Here is a 16,231-nt window from a genome sequence, read left to right as displayed (position 1 = left end):
TCTCCCTCCGGCTACAGGCTAGGATTGAGTTTTTATAGATTCTATCTCTCTACTTTTGCACTTTCATTCAATTTTTTTATGTGCTCAATATATTTTTCGTTTAAAATAGATTCTCTTACTAAACTCTGACACTCATTAAGACTTTTTTGTCTTTCTCTTTTATCAGTAACTTTGACTATATGATATCCATAACTAGTTTCAAAAACACCTGAAACCTCATTTTTCTTTAATTTGAATACTTTTTTTGTAAATTCAGCATTTTTATCATTCTTTGAAAAATATCCTAGCTGACCTCCATTTTTTCCAGTCGCTTTGTCATCTGAATATTTTTTAGCCAATGCTTCAAAACTTTCTCCATTTTTGATTTTAGTCAATATACTCTCTGCCTCTTTTTTTAAAGCTTCTTTTTTATCCTTACTTACTTCTTTTTTATTTTTGTCTAAAGTTGATATCAATATTTGAGAAGCACTTACTTCTTCTACGTTAAAATCTTTTTTATGATTTACATAATAAGATTCCATCTCAGCATCACTTATATTCATTTTATTTTCAAAGGCTTTTTTACTTTTGTCTATGGCTAAATCTCTAGATATTTCTTGCTTTAAATATTCCTTATCTACACCTGCTTTGTCCATTTTTTCTTTATAGCTTGTATTCAAATTCATTTCATTTTCTAGTTCTTGATATTTTGAGTCTATCTCACCTTTACTTGGAGTTAATCCTTTATCCTTAGCCTCTTGATATAAAAGTTCATTATCCACCATAAACGATATTATAACATTTTCTAATTTATTTCTACCTTTTTTATCTAAACTTTTTTCCATTTCATCTAAAGATTGACCATTTATATAACTGTTAGTAGCAGATAATACTGCCTTTGTTTTTTCATATTGCGCCTTTGTGATTTCTACATCATTCACTTTAGCTAAACTTTTATTACAACCAACCATCATTAAAGATAGTACTCCGACCATTCCTACACAAAGTTTTTTATTCAAAACACTTACACCTCACTCATTTTTTATTTTCAATTTTTAAAACTCTTAATCAACATTTTTTATTTTTACTATTCCAAATTACGTAACCAATAATTTTTTGGTATCTGATTTTGCTCTACTGCTGCAAATTCATAGCCTTCATCTGATAAAAATTTTAAAATTGAATCTAAAGCTTCTGCACTTTGTTTTTTCTCATGCATTAAAACTACAAGTTGATCCTTATCTTCACCTTTTCTATTCTTAATATGAGCTTTTACATTCTGTACAATTTGTGCAGAATTAGATTTCCAGTCTTCAGTATCTAAATCCCAATCCCAAATTTTATACCCTGCATCAACTAAGGCTTGATATGAAGCTTGTGGAGTATATGGTTTACTTCCATAAGGAATTCTTATTACTTTTGAATGTTTACCAGTTATACTATAAAGAGTCTGATCATTCGTATCAAATTCATCTTTTGCTGATGTACTAGTAACATAAAGTTTATGAATATCATGAGATACACTATGAAAACCTGCTGTGTTCCCATTTTTAATTATATTTTTAACTTGCTGTGGATATTCCTTCATATTTCCATCTATCATAAAAAAAGTTGCTTTAACATTATACTTATTTAAAGTTTTTATCATTTGGTCAGTAAATTTAGATGGACCATCATCTATAGTTATGTATGCTACTTTTCCAGAACTTTTACTAGGCCCTTTACTAACTTCTGCTGATGTATTAGATATTATATCTGTAATAGTAGAACTTGATAGTTTAGCATTTCTACTAATTTCATCTTCTTTCATGTTCATATAACTAACTCGTATGCCAATTATTATAAATGCTAAACAGACTACTATAGCACTTAAAAGCAAATACAATCTCTTTCTATTTATTTTTTTCTTTTTATTTCTCATCGTTCGACCTCCAATATTACTATATTTTTACATTTATATTTTTGTAGTATTTTAGAATCAGAATCTACACTACATATATATAGACGTTGAACTTCGACAAAAAGTTTTACTTAATTTTTAAAATTTGTTATTTTGCTGATTATTATGCTGTATAATTTCTGTATAATTGTATAGAATGTTGAAAATTGAGTATTATATAGTGTTTTTTACAATTAATACTAGTTAAAATGTCGTTTCTAATTTTTAAAATTTATAATTTTTTTTCTATAAAATAGAAATTTAAAATAAGAAATATATTAAGAAAACAATATTATTTCTTGTTTTGACCTTATATGTTATATATTCATATACATTTGTTTTTGTTATTAAATAAAAATTTATAAACTTGTCTACAAAGTGTTATACTTTATAGGAAACTTTTTACATTACAACATAATAATTTGTTACAATATAAGTATTAGTTGTATAAAAATTCTAAAAATATTATTGGGAGGTATTGTTTATGAAGGTAATTTCTTTAATTGAAAATATTTCTGGCTCCAAAAACTTAAAATCTGAACATGGTTTATCTTTATTTTTAGAAATTAATGATAAAAGATATATATTAGATACAGGAAAAAGTGGAAATTTTATAGAAAATGCTAAAAATTTAAATGTTGATTTATTAAATTTAGATGCACTTGTAATATCTCATAATCATTCCGACCATATTGGCGGTATAGATAAATTTTTTGAAATTAATAAAGATATTAACGTTTATATAAAATCTCAAGCTAAATTATATGAATATTTCTACCATAACGAAAATCAGCAAGAAAACTACTATATAGGAAATAGAAAGGGCTTATTTGAAGATTTTAATAAAAACTTTATTTGGATAGATGATTTTTACAAACTTAGTGAAAATCTTTATATCTTCTCTGATAAAAACAATAATAAAGATTTTTTTTGTAGAGATAAAAATCTGTTAAAATTTAAAGACAATATGTTTATTGAAGATGATTTTAAACACGAATTATTCTTAGTATATGTTGATGGAGACTATGTATCAATAATAAGTAGTTGTAGTCATAGTGGAATTGTAAATATCGCTCATACTGTTAAAAAATACTTTCCAGATAAATCAATTAAGTTTATTATTGGAGGATTTCATATGGATAATTTATCAAAACAAGGTGGACTTAACTGTTCTACAGAATACATAGATGATGTCATAAAGGAACTTAACACAATTGGTTTTCAGAAAATATATACATTCCATTGTACAGGATTAGTTGCATTTGATTACATGAAAGAATTACTTGGAGACAAAATAGAGTATTTTAAGACAGGTGATTTTTTAGAGGTGTAATTATAAAAGCTAAAAATAAAAAAATAAAATCCCAATCTATCTACATTATAGATTGGGATTTTATTTTTTATATAATCATAAAGTATTTATAAACTAGTTAGACTCATTTTTTGTTTTCTTAGTCATATAAGCATACACTGGCAAGCCTATAGCTGTTATTATAAGACCTCCAACAGATATCATAGTAGTTTTCATACCCGCGAAGCATAATTGATTAACTACGACAAATATACCACTCACTATAGCTATTATTGGAACAATTGGATATAGTGGTACTTTGTATTCTCTTGGTATATCTGGGTGAGTTTTTCTAAGCTTCATTACCCCTATAAATGTCAATACATAGAATATCCAAGTAGCAAATACTGCTAAATCAGTTAATAAATTAAATTGACCTGATAAAGCATAGATAGCTGCAAGAACAGATACTAATACTATAGAATTTGCTGGAACTTGAGCAGAATTTAATTTAGAAAATACTTTATATTTAGGCAAAGTTTTATCTGTTGCTAAAGTATAGGCCACTCTTGAACCAGTTAATAAGAATCCATTTAATGCTCCAAATACTGAAATTAATATACCTACAGATATTATTTTTCCACCTATTGAACCAAATATAACCTCAGCAACTGCTGATGCTGGTGAAGCGTAATTAGCTAGCTCACTAGCTGGTAATACCCAAAGATATGCTAAGTTTATTACAAAGTAAACAGCCATAACCACTGATAATCCACCTATTATAGCTTTTGGAAGGTCTTTTCCTGGATTTTTCATTTCTCCAGCCAAAGTACCAACATTCATCCATCCATCAAATGCAAATAATATAGCAATTAAAACTTGACCTATTACACTTCCTAGACTTAATCCTTCACCAACCATAGGACTAAGTATTGGATTATCTCCACCGCCTTTAATAAATCCAACAATCATTATTAATATAAGTGGTATTAATTTACATATTGTAGAAATTGTTTGTATAGCTCCCCCAGTTTTTGAACCCAACATATTCAGCCCTGCAACTATCACTATAATTCCAATTGCTATTGGAAGTAATAATGATGCATTACCAATTAAAGCTGATGCTTGCTCTCCAAATATGACACCTAATGCTGCCATCATCCCAGGATAAAATAATACAATTTGCATCCATCCAGTTAAAAATCCCAATTTATCTCCATAAATCTCTTTTATATATACCATCATTCCACCAGTTTTTGGTATTGCAACTGATACCTCTGCAGCTGTAAGACCAGCTGTTATAGTTATGATTCCTGCTATTAACCATGCCAATATGCCAAGTCCTGGAGCTCCTCCAGTTAATGTATAAACTGCTTGCGGTTTAAAAAATACACCTGCTCCTATTACTGAACCTACAACAGTTGATAATGCTGCAGATACACCAAGAGTCTTTTTTAGCTCACTATTTCCCATTTTTTTCCTCCTATTTCTTCCTATTTAATTTTAATTTCATAGTTATATAAGCATCTACTATGCCAATATTATAGAAAAATAGTTTTTATTATTTATTAAGATAAAATAACATATGCTAAACTTTTGTAAATTTTAATTTTTAAGTAAAATTAAAATTTTTTAAAAAAATTATAAAAATTAAAAATCCCAATATGATGATACATTCTTCATAACAGTTAAATTGTTTTACATTTCAATATCTATTTATCTATTAGAATAGATTCTATCCACAAGTAAAAGTTAATTTAAACCTTTTGCAATAAATTTTCACTGTTTTCAAAAACATTTTATTATATTTTTGTAATTTGTATTTTATTATTAATGTTTTTGACTAAATAGTATCACTTTTATTTATTTTATAGCTTGTTTTATAGTAATAAATAATTTAACAATTTATTATAACCCAAATTAAACCATAAATCAAAACTAATATTTTATTTTTTAGTAAAAAATAAAATATTAGTTTTGAAAACGTTTACTTTTTATTAAAATTTATATCTATTTCATCTTAAAACATATCCTTTTTCAGCCCATATTATTCAATATGAAAATTAATTTAAAATTATTTTTCTTAAATATTAATTATATAATTATATTTTTTCTAAAATAAATAATGTATTATAATCGTTTTATTGATAAATTGTATACATAATAAACTTAAGTAAGAAACCTGTGATTTTCTTCTACAATATAAAATAGAAAATAAGAAAGTATACCGTTTTTTTTAAAAAACGGTATACTTTCTTATTTTCTATCAATCTATTTTTATTCTATTTTCTTCTTTTAATTAATTCTTTTTTTATTTCATCAATTTCAACACCTTTTTCTATCATTAAAACCAATGTATGATATACTAAATCACTAATCTCATAAATAAGTTCACTTTTATCTTCATTTTTTGAGGCTATAATTACTTCACTGCTTTCTTCTCCAACTTTTTTAAGAATTTTATCTAAACCTTTGTCAAATAGATAGTTAGTATAAGACCCCTCAATAGGATTGTTTTTTCTTTCATTTATTAAATCATATAATTCTTTTAATGTATTTTTTTGTACTTCAAAGTCAATTTTATCAGTATCATCAAATAAATTTCTATAGAAACAAGAGTAATTACCTGTATGGCAAGCTACACCTGTTTGTTCAACTAAAAGTAATATTGTATCTACATCACAATCATAAGAAATCTTGACCACTTTTTGAATATTTCCAGATGTCTCACCTTTAACCCATAATTCTTGTCTACTTCTGCTAAAGTAACAAGCTATTTTGTCTTTTAAAGTTTTCTTTATAGACTCCTCATTCATATATGCTAACATCAATACATCTTTACTTATTACATCCTGAACAACAGCAGGAACTAATCCTTTATCATCAAATTTTACATTTTTTATAAATTCTTCAAATTTTTCACTGCATACATTATTACATTTATCATTCATTTTTCCAATCTCCTTATAGATATTTAATTTATAATCTTACTTCTACACCCATTTCTTTTAAATACTTTTTCAAATCCTTTATTTTTATCTCTCCAAAATGAAAAACAGATGCTGCTAAGATTCCATCTACATTAGATTCTTTGACTGCTTCATAGAAATCTTCCATTTTCCCAGCCCCTCCAGATGCTATAACAGGTACATTTACTAAAGATGTTATTTTTGACAGTAACTCTATATCGTATCCATTTTTCATTCCATCTTCATCCATACTATTTACAACAATCTCTCCAGCTCCAAGTTCAACACCTTTGACTGCCCATTCAATTGCATCTAAATCTGTTTTCTCTCTACCGCCTTTTACATATACACTCCATGAACCCGCTTCATTTTTTTTTGCATCTATTGATAAAACTACACATTGTGCACCAAACTTTAGTGAGGCTTCTCTTATTAATTCAGGATTTTTTACTGCTGATGAATTTATAGAAACTTTATCTGCACCTTTTCTTAAAATATTAGTAAAGTCTTCTAATTTATTTACTCCTCCACCTACACAAAATGGAATATTTAGATTTTCTGCAACTTTAGATACAAATTCCAAAGATGTCTTTCTGTCTTCATTTGATGCAGTTATATCATAAAATACAAGTTCATCTGCGCCACAGTCACTATAAAATTTTCCAAGGACTTCTGGACTATCCACATCCACTATATCTGTAAATTTTTTCCCTTTTACAACTCTTCCATTTCGTACATCTAAACATGGTATTATTCTTCTAGTAAGCATAGTTGTTGAGCCTCCTTAAAGTCTATCTTCTTATCATAAAGTGCTTTACCTATTATTGCTCCATATAAGTTCATATCTTTAAGTTTTTTAATATCTTCAATAGAAGTCACTCCCCCAGAAGCAATAACATTTAAAGATGTCTCTTTTGATATTTTTTCATATATATCAAAGTTTGGACCTTGAAGCATACCATCTTTTGATATGTCTGTATAAACAATCGTCTTTACTCCTATTTTTTCAAGTTGTTTACATAAAGTCAGAGAATCTACATTGCTTACAACTTCCCAACCTCTAACCGCTACCTTTCCATTTTTAGCATCAATTGAAACAACAATTTTTTCTTGATATTCATTAACCAACTCTTCAACTAACTCCATATTTTCAATTGCGATACTCCCAAGTATCACTCTAGTAACACCTGCTTTTATTAAACTTTGAACTTTCTCCTTATCTCTAACCCCTCCACCTACTTGAATAGGTATTTTTATATTGTTTGCTATATTTTCAATTGTTTTTGTATTTACACCAAATTCACTTCTAGCTCCATTTAAATCTACTATATGTATATATTCTGCACCTTCATTTTTCCATTTATATGCTACTTCTAATGGATTATCATAATATACATTTACTTTGTCAAAATCACCTTGAGTTAATCTTACACACTTGTTATCCTTTATATCTATTGCTGGAAATATTATCATTTTATCATCTCCCCATATGCTCTTAATATATTTAAACCTACTTCTCCACTTTTTTCTGGATGAAATTGTATACCATATACATTATCTTTTCTAACTATTGCTGGAATCTTCTTCTCATACTCTGAAAACGCAACAAGTTCTTTATTTGATGAATTTGCATAATATGAATGAACAAAGTATACATAGTCATCTTCTTTAATATATTTAAGAATATCATCATTTTTCTTATTAAATTTTAGATTATTCCATCCCATATGTGGAACTTTTAAACTTATATCCAGTTTATCAATGCTACCTTCTATAAGACCTAACCCTTCATATTCTCCATATTCATAGCTTTTTTCATAAAGTAATTGCATGCCTAAACATATGCCTATTAAAAACTTTCCCTTTGACACATGTTCTTTTATTATTGGCACCAAATCTAGCTTATTTAAAGCATTTATAGAATCTCTAAAAGCTCCAACACCTGGAAGTATTAGTGAATTTGCCTCCTTTATTTCATTTAAATTGTTAGAAATTTTAGTTTCTATTCCAGCCTTCTTAAAACCTCTAGATACAGAATCTATATTTCCTAGACCATAATCTACTATTATATTCATTTTATAAGACCCCCTTTGAAGATGCTATTTCATTGGAAATTACTTCGCTACCTTCTTTCAATGCTCTTGCAAATGCTTTAAAAATACTTTCTATTTTGTGATGGTCATTTTCTCCATACAAAAGATTAATATGTAAAGTTACTCTAGATTCATTTACAAAAGCTCTAAAAAATTCTTTAAAACATTGAGTACTCATACTACCAATCGTTTGAGTATCAAACTTTGCATTAAATACAAGATATGGTCTGTTGCTTATATCAATAGACACCATGGATAAAGATTCATCCATAGGTATGTAGATAGTAGAATATCTTCTTATTCCTTTTTTATCCCCTAAAGCATTTTTAAATGCCTCTCCTACAGCTATACCTATGTCCTCCACACTATGATGGTCATCTACATATATATCTCCTTTACAAATAATCTTTAAATCAAACTTACCATGAAACGCCATTAAAGTAAGCATATGGTCTAAAAATCCAATTCCAGTATCTACCTCAACTTTTCCAGTACCATCAATGTTTAGTTCTACTAAAATCTGTGTTTCAAGTGTATTTCTTTCTATCTTCCAAACTCTCATACCTAATTCTCCTTTTGAAAAATATCTTTTATAGCATTTGCAAACATAATATTTTCTTCTTTATCACCAATTGTAACTCTATAATAATTTTCTAGTTTTCCACTAAACTTTCTTATTAGTACTCCTCTATCAATCAGCTTTTGTGATAAATTTTCTATCTCAGAGTAAAATAATATAAAGTTTGCTTGTGACTCATACGCTTTGATACCCATATCAATTATTTCTTTATACAATTTTTCTCTTTCTTTTTTTACTTCATCTATATAAGACTTAACTACTTCTTTATTTTTCAATGCTCTTGTAGCAATGAAATCGGACAATGAATTTAAGTTATATGGAGGTCTTACCTTCTCAACAGAGTTTATCAAACTACTATTAGATAGCATATATCCAGTTCTTATCCCAGCTAATCCAAATGCCTTTGATAGAGTTCTAAGAACGATTAAGTTTTCATACTCAAAAACATTCTCTAACATGCTTTCTTCCCCAAAATCCATATATGCTTCATCTAAAACTACTAAACTGTTAGTTGAGTTTAAAAGTTTTATTATGTCTTCTCTTTTAAGTATTGCCCCTGTTGGATTATTAGGATTACAAACAATTACTATCTTTGGATTATTTTCTTTTACTGTTTCAATTACATCATCTATATTTATAACTAAATTTTCATCACTCTCAACACCTATAAACTTTGAACCATTTATCTGACTGTATATAGAGTACATGCTAAAACTTGGAGAAAAACTTAATATTGTTTCATCTTTATCTACAAAAGTATGTATTATCAAATCAATTATTTCACTTGAACCATTTCCTACTAAAAGGTTTTTCTTACTTACTCCAGAAATATCTATATAATTTATTATAGACTCTTTTAAATCGCTATAAGAGTCTTCAGGATATAAATTTAAATCTATATCGCTATCTCCAAGCTCTTTAACAAGATACTTGAACAACTTTTTATTTCCTTCATTTGCATCAAGCTTTACCTTACAATTTACATGATTTGGTTCGTATCCCTTTAGTTCTCTTATACTTTCTTTTTCTCTCAATCTAAACCTCTCCTTGTCAATTTTAATTATATTTTAGTTATCAATTTCCTTAAACAAACGAATTATATTTTGAATTTGTTCATACTTAAATCTATAACTAGCTCTATTTGATATAATCCTAGCGCTTATATCGCATATATCTTCTAATATTTCAAGTCCATTTGCTTTAAGTGTATTACCTGTCTCAACTATATCAACAATTACATCTGATAAGCCTACTATTGGAGCTAGTTCAACAGAACCATTTAGTTTTATTATTTCAATTTTTTGACCTTTTTCTTTAAAGTATTTTTTTGCTATATTTGGGTACTTTGTTGCCACTTTTAAATATTCATCTTTTCTATATATGCTATCTCCCTTTAATCCTGCTACTGCAAATTTACACTTTCCAAAACCTAAATCATATATTTCATATACATCTGTTTCATTTTCTAAAATAGTATCTTTCCCTGCTATACCAAGGTCAGCAACTCCTTTTTCAACATAGGTAACCACATCTGATGGTTTTACATGTATATATATGATTTTATTTTTTTCATCTTTAAAAATTAACTTTCTTGTATCAGTATCTATACTGTCTCCCAAGCCCATTTTTTTAAATTTTTTAAATGATTCCCCTTCTATTCTTCCTTTTGCTAGTGCTATAGTTAAATAATCCAAAATAATACCTCCTTTTCAATCTTACTTATATACATACTTCATTAGCTCATCAACACTTAATGTAAATCCAATAGCTGGAATTTCTTTTCCATACTCTTTAGTTAGAGAATCATATCTTCCACCGCTTAGAATTTCTTTATATGAGTCTGGATAGTATCCTCTAAACATAACTCCTTCATAATAGTCAAGCATTGTAATCATTGATAAATCAAATCTAGCTTTATCTAAAAAATTACATTCCTCAATTAAATCGTTTATTTGTTTTAACTCTTCAAGTGCTTGTTTCATCTTATCATTACAATAGAATTTTTGCGCCTTTTCAATAACATTATATAGATTACCTTGAAAACTTAAGATATTTGATAATAATTCTTTTACATCATTTTTAATTTTTAAATCTTCAATATATACTTTTAATTCATGGTTATTTTTGGTATATAATAAGTTTTTAATTTGATTTTCACAATTCTTATTCAATTTTAATTCCTCTAATAATCCATTAATATATTTACTACTCCCAACTTCCAAAATGAAATTATTGTTGTACTTTTCAAGTATCTTAAGGGCCAATTTTACCACTTCTCTATCTGCTTCTACAGAAGATTCTCCTAAATACTCACAACCTATCTGTCTTATCTCTTTTATTCCAACTGTATTCTTATTTTTATATATAGATGAATTATAAAAAAGTTTAAGTTTTAAACCCTCTTCCCATCTTGGTATGAGGCTTTTTATTATACTTGTAGTTATATCAGCTCTTAACACCATTACTCTTCCATTTACAACCTTTACCATAGATTCTTTTGGGATTTTACTATTTATATTTGTAAATTCATCATATTCTTCAAATAATTGTGGTTCTATTTGAAAATATTCTTCATCTAAGAAAAGCCTGTCTATTTCTCTTTTTAATTTGTATCTTTTTTTAGAATAAATAACCTCATCTTCAATTCTTAAAAATTTCATACTCTCACCCTTTTCATTAAAATTACTCTTACATTTGCAAATTTAAAACAATAAAAAAGCCATATAGGCTTTATACCTATATGGCTATAATTTTCTTTTAAAATTACTTCCCATCATAGATACAAGACCAATTACACTAAAAACAGGGCTTGTGTCTATGAATCAATTTCATATTACAATCCCTTTAATCTATGATGATGGTGATGATTTAATTTTATATTTAATTTTTCTACATTTAATCTCACCATGATAATTTCCTCCCAAATATTTTTTATTAATATTCTAAATTTACAATTTTTTTATTACTATTAATAATAATATACTTTTCAAAAATTGGCAATAGTTATTTAAAAATTTAAATAAAATATTTTATATGATTTTTTATTTGTACAGTTAGATATTTAATATTTACTTAATTTGGAAGTTTTGTGTATAAAAAATGAAATTTCGGGAAAAATTGTAATAATTTAAAAAAACTTATTAAAATATAGTATAATAAGTATATCTTAATGTAAAGGGATGATTTTATGTATAAATATGATGACTATGTAAATTTAACAAATGATTTAGATTTGCCTGTAGAAATTAGAAATAAATGTGTTAGAATTGTTAGTGTGTCAGAGAATTTAGAGGATATAATTATAGTACATAAATTCAAACTATATGTCGTAAATGAGAAATACATTAAAGGAATTATGGAATAGACATTTTGAATATGCTATTTTTATAAACAGGTTATTATAAATATAATTGTATTTATAATAAGGAACTGTCTTATAGTAGAAGATAGATTCTATATAAGACAGTTCTTTTTATTTTCTTCATTGTAGAAATTTTAGTATCAATTAACTGGATTCTTAAACTATAAAACATACAATAAAACAGCTAAAAAGTGGAATAAAGAACCTAACATAATAAAAATATGAAATATCTCATGAAATCCAAATTCAGGACTTATGTTTGGCTTCTTAATAATGTAAATAACTGCACCTATAGAGTAAGATACACCTTCTATTATTAATAAGTTAAGACAATCCTTAGGAATTGAATTAAATGCATTTATATCAAAGACAATTGCCCACCCCATAAGTAAATATAGACTTGTAGACAACCATCTAGGTGCATCCATCCAAAATATTTTTATTACTATACCAATAAATGCAACTATCCATATTGCTGTAGTAAATATTATTCCCTCTTCTTTTTGCATAAAATATAAGCATATTGGTGTATATGAACCAGCAATCAATACATAAATCATTGCGTGGTCTACTTTTCTGAAAAATAATTCTTGTTCTGGTGTACCTTTTAAAAAATGATAATATGAGCTTGCACTATAAAGAGCAATTAATGATAATCCAAATACAGACACAGACACTATCATCAAAAAAGAAGTTTGTTGTAAAGATATAGATTGAAAAATTAAAATTATAGTAGCTATAAGAGATAAACAAGCCCCTATAAAATGAGTTAAACTACTTATTGGGTCTCTACCCTTTAAAAAAAATTGATACATTTCATCCTCCTACAATTATGTATTTTAAAAATTACATTTTATATATAGTTTTTAATACTATATTATAAATTTAATTATACCACTTTATATATCTTTTGCAACCATTAATATTGTTTTATTTTCTAAATTAGTGTATTATAAATATTATGGAGGTAACATATGATGAACAATGAATTAAATACCATAATACTGGAAACGCTAAATAATACAGATATAACTTCAAATGATATTCCATCTATTGACCTATATATGGATCAGATTATTTCTCTAATTGACAGTAAACTTTCTGCCAATAAAAGATTTGAGGATGATAAAATTCTCACTAAAACAATGATAAATAATTATAGTAAAGAAGGATTAATCAAACCAATTAAGGGAAAAAAATATACCAAAGAACAAATCTTACAAATGATAATCATTTATTCTATGAAAAATACACTTACAATACAAGAGATTAAAAGAATCTTAAATGGTGTATACGAAAAAGATGATTTCAGCGGAGAAGATTTAGTGGCATGTTATGAAAAGTTTATATCAATAAAAGAAAGGCAAAGAAATAATATGCCAAACTTTATAGAGTCTAATTTTGAAAATATCAGTATTAATCCAGAAAATAAAGGTGATTTATTGATAGGCTTACTAAGCCTAACTTCAATGGCTGACCAATTAAAAAGTATTTCAGAAAAAATAGTAGATACTTTTTTCCAAGATACTCCCAAAAAATAATTTTAATAAAGTAAGACTGAAAATAAATATTAAAATACAATACAGCTTAAATTAATCATTATTGTATACAATATAATTTTCAGTCTAAATATTAATACTTTCTATTTTTAACTCTTTCAAGAATCTCCATATCTAAAGTTTACAAATTTAATTTTATTCTATTTAAGTTTTGACAATGTGAACAATTCAAATTAACTTGAATTTGTTTATACCCTATGAAAACGGCTTGTTTAAGTATACCAGTGCCATCATCTATCATCACTACATTGTCTTTTATCTCTACATGGAAATTATTTTCTTGATTACACCAATAACAATCATACTTCTCATTACTTTTTTCTTCTCGCATGATTTTCGCCTCCTTCAATATAGGTTTCTACATTAAGAGAGGTTTTTCCTTTATATTTTCAATAAAATAAAATATTATAACTAAAACTTCATAGAATCTACTATGCCTTCTATTTTTTCAGATGCTTTTTCTATTGCACTTTGTCTTTCTTCTTCACTAGTTCCAGTTCCATCTACTAATAATTCATCAAATTTTTTGATTCCTATAAATTTCATGATACTTTCCACATAATTTACCCCTTTATTCATAACTGGTTTTAGTACCCATGGTATATGTCCACCTGAAGATTGTATATATACCATACTTCTATCAATATCATTCAGTATTCCTTGTGGTTTATCATCACCTTCAAAAGATATAGTTTTTCCATCTTGAATTATACAATCTATATATTCTTTAAGTGGTGCTGGAAAAGATAAACTCCACATAGGTGCTGCTATTACATATACACTTGCACTCACAAATTGGTCACAAAGGCTTCTAATTTTTGCAAGTTCTTTTCTATCCTTATCATCTAATTGCTTAGCGGCTTCTTCGCTGACTATACTATTTCTCTTTTCGAAGTATTGATATTCTAGTCTTGGTATATGCTCTTTATAAAGATCTATTTCTTCAACTTCGAAATCCTTATTTTTTTCTATAAATTTATTGATAAACTTTCTTGCTACAGTTTTACTTGAAGATAAATCTTCTGGTTTTGAATTCACATTTATATATAATAATTTTTTCTTCATAAGCTCACTCCTAAGATTATTTTTATATTATTATTTCACAAAAATAACCATTCTATTCTGTAATTAAATTATAAAGTTAATAGAAATATATTTGTTAAATAATCTTAAAAAGTAAATTGATAGAGTACAGGAATAAAACATAATTTATTATATAATATAATTTTAAATATTTTAAAATTCTAATCAAGAAATTACCTATAGTATTTTAGATAAGATAAGTGTTCCATAAAGTTATGTAAATTCCTCTCAGAGTTTCTAATTTCAATAAAAAATGGTATAGTGCTTTAACACTATACCATTAAAATTATTAAAGTATTTTTTAATACTTCTTCTTCCATTTTGCGCTTCTTCCCCTTGCAACAACCTCTATCTTATCTTGTTTTCTTAGATTATTAAAAACTCTATTTATAGTAGGTTCTGGAATATCAGGACACAAGTCCTTTATATCTTCTTTTGTAAAATATCCAAGAGTAGAATTTATTATTTTTTCTATTCTACTAGTTTTTGTCTGTCTTTTCTTATCAGATACATTTAAACTGTCATCTAACTTCTTATATGCAGTCAATATAGTTTCTAAAAAATATTCAATCCAAGCATTCATATCTGATTTTTCATTCCCTATAGATGACTTCAAATAGTTTAAGTTACTATAGTATTCATATGAACTGTCATCAAATATTTTTCCTAAACTTATATATCTTCCAACTTCATATCCATTTTTGTTTAACAGCAATAGTATAAGTACTCTTGCCATTTTTATATTACCTTCTTTAAATGGATGTATCAAGATGAAATCTAACACAAATGCAGAAATTAATATTAATATATCAATTTCATCCTCATCTATCAATGTATTATAAGCTTCACATATTTCTTCTACAGCTTTTTCAACCTTATTAACACTTGCATCAACATTTATGAAGTCACTATTTTTTAAATTATATTCAAAGAATCCACTTTCTGATTTATAGCTTCCCCCTCTGGTAGATGAAAATTTATATAAGTATCCATGAAGTTCAAGAATTGTTTGTGAGCTTATTGGTATACTCTCATAAGCACTGTTAATAGTTTTTACTACATCTCTGTATTCAACAATACTTAACTCTTCTCTACTTTTAGGTGTGACTTCATTGCTTATTAATTTTTCTAAATTAAAAGTATTACTTTCTTTTTGATTTCCAATATATGTAGATTCTGAACAATCTACTAAAGATTTTTTTTCTAGACTTTCTAAAATTTCTTTTGGTTGTTTTTTGTAAAGCAGTTGTCTACCCTTATACTCATTTATCTTAGACAACATTCTAGCTACATTCATGTTTACATACATATTTTTTAATTTGCTTTTTTTTGTAAATTCCATAAAATCACTCCATAATTAGAATTTCTCTTCTTTTT

Annotated in this window: 18 protein-coding genes; 3 read left to right on the top strand and 15 right to left on the bottom strand. The window is 26.5% G+C overall.

Features of this window, described 5'->3' with window-relative positions:
* Positions 1–41: 41 nt before the first annotated feature.
* Together IC219_RS00505 and IC219_RS00500 are read right to left on the bottom strand one after the other, a co-directional pair.
* Positions 42–998 carry a peptidylprolyl isomerase gene (locus IC219_RS00505; RefSeq protein WP_227831124.1) on the bottom strand — a complete coding sequence of 319 codons (957 nt, stop codon included), beginning with the start codon at positions 996–998 and terminating at the stop codon, positions 42–44.
* A 68-nt stretch (positions 999–1,066) separates the two neighbouring features.
* Positions 1,067–1,900 carry a polysaccharide deacetylase family protein gene (locus tag IC219_RS00500; protein WP_227432951.1) on the bottom strand — a complete coding sequence of 278 codons (834 nt, stop codon included), beginning with the start codon at positions 1,898–1,900 and terminating at the stop codon, positions 1,067–1,069.
* 502 nt (positions 1,901–2,402) lie between these two features.
* Between IC219_RS00500 and IC219_RS00495 the strand changes: the two genes are divergently transcribed.
* Positions 2,403–3,251 (top strand): MBL fold metallo-hydrolase, encoded by an 849-nt coding sequence (locus tag IC219_RS00495; protein ID WP_227831125.1) that lies wholly within the window; start codon positions 2,403–2,405, stop codon positions 3,249–3,251.
* 93 nt (positions 3,252–3,344) lie between these two features.
* Here IC219_RS00495 and IC219_RS00490 read toward each other — a convergent pair whose 3' ends face one another.
* From IC219_RS00490 to IC219_RS00450, 9 genes are all read right to left on the bottom strand, one after another.
* Entirely contained in the window at positions 3,345–4,682 is a 1,338-nt protein-coding gene (locus IC219_RS00490; protein ID WP_227831126.1) for an amino acid permease, read from the bottom strand.
* Positions 4,683–5,491: 809 nt separating this feature from the next.
* The gene (gene hisIE / locus IC219_RS00485) at positions 5,492–6,160 is read right to left on the bottom strand and encodes a bifunctional phosphoribosyl-AMP cyclohydrolase/phosphoribosyl-ATP diphosphatase HisIE (protein WP_227831127.1); all 669 of its coding nucleotides are present in this window, start codon (positions 6,158–6,160) and stop codon (positions 5,492–5,494) included.
* A gap of 28 nt (positions 6,161–6,188) precedes the next feature.
* The gene (gene hisF, locus IC219_RS00480; protein WP_227831128.1) at positions 6,189–6,947 is read right to left on the bottom strand and encodes an imidazole glycerol phosphate synthase subunit HisF; all 759 of its coding nucleotides are present in this window, start codon (positions 6,945–6,947) and stop codon (positions 6,189–6,191) included.
* On the bottom strand, positions 6,929–7,651 hold the full coding sequence (gene hisA / locus IC219_RS00475) for a 1-(5-phosphoribosyl)-5-[(5-phosphoribosylamino)methylideneamino]imidazole-4-carboxamide isomerase (RefSeq protein ID WP_227823748.1): 723 nt from the start codon (positions 7,649–7,651) through the stop codon (positions 6,929–6,931). The genes hisF and hisA overlap by 19 nt, the downstream gene beginning before the upstream one ends.
* The gene (gene hisH / locus IC219_RS00470) at positions 7,648–8,253 is read right to left on the bottom strand and encodes an imidazole glycerol phosphate synthase subunit HisH (RefSeq protein WP_227831129.1); all 606 of its coding nucleotides are present in this window, start codon (positions 8,251–8,253) and stop codon (positions 7,648–7,650) included. Before hisH ends, hisA begins: the two co-directional genes overlap by 4 nt.
* Position 8,254: 1 nt before the next feature.
* Positions 8,255–8,833, bottom strand: coding sequence for an imidazoleglycerol-phosphate dehydratase HisB (gene hisB / locus IC219_RS00465; RefSeq protein ID WP_227432940.1), 579 nt, complete (start codon positions 8,831–8,833; stop codon positions 8,255–8,257).
* 2 nt (positions 8,834–8,835) lie between these two features.
* Positions 8,836–9,885 (bottom strand): histidinol-phosphate transaminase, encoded by a 1,050-nt coding sequence (gene hisC / locus IC219_RS00460; protein WP_227432939.1) that lies wholly within the window; start codon positions 9,883–9,885, stop codon positions 8,836–8,838.
* A gap of 33 nt (positions 9,886–9,918) precedes the next feature.
* Entirely contained in the window at positions 9,919–10,545 is a 627-nt protein-coding gene (hisG, locus tag IC219_RS00455; RefSeq protein ID WP_227432938.1) for an ATP phosphoribosyltransferase, read from the bottom strand.
* Positions 10,546–10,566: 21 nt separating this feature from the next.
* Positions 10,567–11,511, bottom strand: coding sequence for an ATP phosphoribosyltransferase regulatory subunit (locus IC219_RS00450; protein WP_227432936.1), 945 nt, complete (start codon positions 11,509–11,511; stop codon positions 10,567–10,569).
* A gap of 527 nt (positions 11,512–12,038) precedes the next feature.
* Between IC219_RS00450 and IC219_RS00445 the strand changes: the two genes are divergently transcribed.
* Entirely contained in the window at positions 12,039–12,215 is a 177-nt protein-coding gene (locus IC219_RS00445) for a hypothetical protein (RefSeq protein ID WP_003420092.1), read from the top strand.
* A gap of 158 nt (positions 12,216–12,373) precedes the next feature.
* Here the strand turns inward: IC219_RS00445 and trhA are convergent, their stop codons facing one another.
* Positions 12,374–13,027: a PAQR family membrane homeostasis protein TrhA gene (gene trhA, locus IC219_RS00440; protein ID WP_227432934.1), complete on the bottom strand. Its 654-nt coding sequence runs from the start codon at positions 13,025–13,027 to the stop codon at positions 12,374–12,376.
* 159 nt (positions 13,028–13,186) lie between these two features.
* On the opposite strand from trhA, the gene IC219_RS00435 reads away from it, so the two are divergent.
* On the top strand, positions 13,187–13,753 hold the full coding sequence (locus IC219_RS00435; protein WP_413926920.1) for a DUF1836 domain-containing protein: 567 nt from the start codon (positions 13,187–13,189) through the stop codon (positions 13,751–13,753).
* 139 nt (positions 13,754–13,892) lie between these two features.
* Here IC219_RS00435 and IC219_RS00430 read toward each other — a convergent pair whose 3' ends face one another.
* From IC219_RS00430 to IC219_RS00420, 3 genes are all read right to left on the bottom strand, one after another.
* The gene (locus IC219_RS00430; protein ID WP_227432931.1) at positions 13,893–14,102 is read right to left on the bottom strand and encodes a hypothetical protein; all 210 of its coding nucleotides are present in this window, start codon (positions 14,100–14,102) and stop codon (positions 13,893–13,895) included.
* A gap of 80 nt (positions 14,103–14,182) precedes the next feature.
* Positions 14,183–14,836, bottom strand: coding sequence for an FMN-dependent NADH-azoreductase (locus tag IC219_RS00425; RefSeq protein WP_227432929.1), 654 nt, complete (start codon positions 14,834–14,836; stop codon positions 14,183–14,185).
* Positions 14,837–15,155: 319 nt separating this feature from the next.
* Positions 15,156–16,196: a Fic family protein gene (locus tag IC219_RS00420; protein ID WP_227432928.1), complete on the bottom strand. Its 1,041-nt coding sequence runs from the start codon at positions 16,194–16,196 to the stop codon at positions 15,156–15,158.
* Positions 16,197–16,231 lie beyond the last annotated feature (35 nt).

It is taken from the genome of Clostridioides sp. ES-W-0018-02, assembly GCF_020658175.1.
In the GTDB taxonomy this organism is placed as follows: Bacteria; Bacillota; Clostridia; order Peptostreptococcales; family Peptostreptococcaceae; genus Clostridioides.
This window is presented reverse-complemented; position numbering and strand designations above follow the sequence as displayed.

Bases quoted from the DNA above. Each gene is read 5' to 3' on its own strand.
- IC219_RS00435 (WP_413926920.1), top strand. From the start codon at position 13,187: ATGATGAACAATGAATTAAATACCATAATACTGGAAACGCTAAATAAT.
- IC219_RS00495 (WP_227831125.1), top strand. From the start codon at position 2,403: ATGAAGGTAATTTCTTTAATTGAAAATATTTCTGGCTCCAAAAACTTA.
- hisB (WP_227432940.1), bottom strand. From the start codon at position 8,833: ATGAGAGTTTGGAAGATAGAAAGAAATACACTTGAAACACAGATTTTA.
- hisH (WP_227831129.1), bottom strand. From the start codon at position 8,253: ATGAATATAATAGTAGATTATGGTCTAGGAAATATAGATTCTGTATCT.
- IC219_RS00420 (WP_227432928.1), bottom strand. From the start codon at position 16,196: ATGGAATTTACAAAAAAAAGCAAATTAAAAAATATGTATGTAAACATG.
- IC219_RS00500 (WP_227432951.1), bottom strand. From the start codon at position 1,900: ATGAGAAATAAAAAGAAAAAAATAAATAGAAAGAGATTGTATTTGCTT.
- IC219_RS00425 (WP_227432929.1), bottom strand. From the start codon at position 14,836: ATGAAGAAAAAATTATTATATATAAATGTGAATTCAAAACCAGAAGAT.
- IC219_RS00445 (WP_003420092.1), top strand. From the start codon at position 12,039: ATGTATAAATATGATGACTATGTAAATTTAACAAATGATTTAGATTTG.
- IC219_RS00450 (WP_227432936.1), bottom strand. From the start codon at position 11,511: ATGAAATTTTTAAGAATTGAAGATGAGGTTATTTATTCTAAAAAAAGA.
- hisIE (WP_227831127.1), bottom strand. From the start codon at position 6,160: ATGAATGATAAATGTAATAATGTATGCAGTGAAAAATTTGAAGAATTT.
- IC219_RS00430 (WP_227432931.1), bottom strand. From the start codon at position 14,102: ATGCGAGAAGAAAAAAGTAATGAGAAGTATGATTGTTATTGGTGTAAT.
- IC219_RS00490 (WP_227831126.1), bottom strand. From the start codon at position 4,682: ATGGGAAATAGTGAGCTAAAAAAGACTCTTGGTGTATCTGCAGCATTA.
- hisF (WP_227831128.1), bottom strand. From the start codon at position 6,947: ATGCTTACTAGAAGAATAATACCATGTTTAGATGTACGAAATGGAAGA.
- trhA (WP_227432934.1), bottom strand. From the start codon at position 13,027: ATGTATCAATTTTTTTTAAAGGGTAGAGACCCAATAAGTAGTTTAACT.
- hisA (WP_227823748.1), bottom strand. From the start codon at position 7,651: ATGATAATATTTCCAGCAATAGATATAAAGGATAACAAGTGTGTAAGA.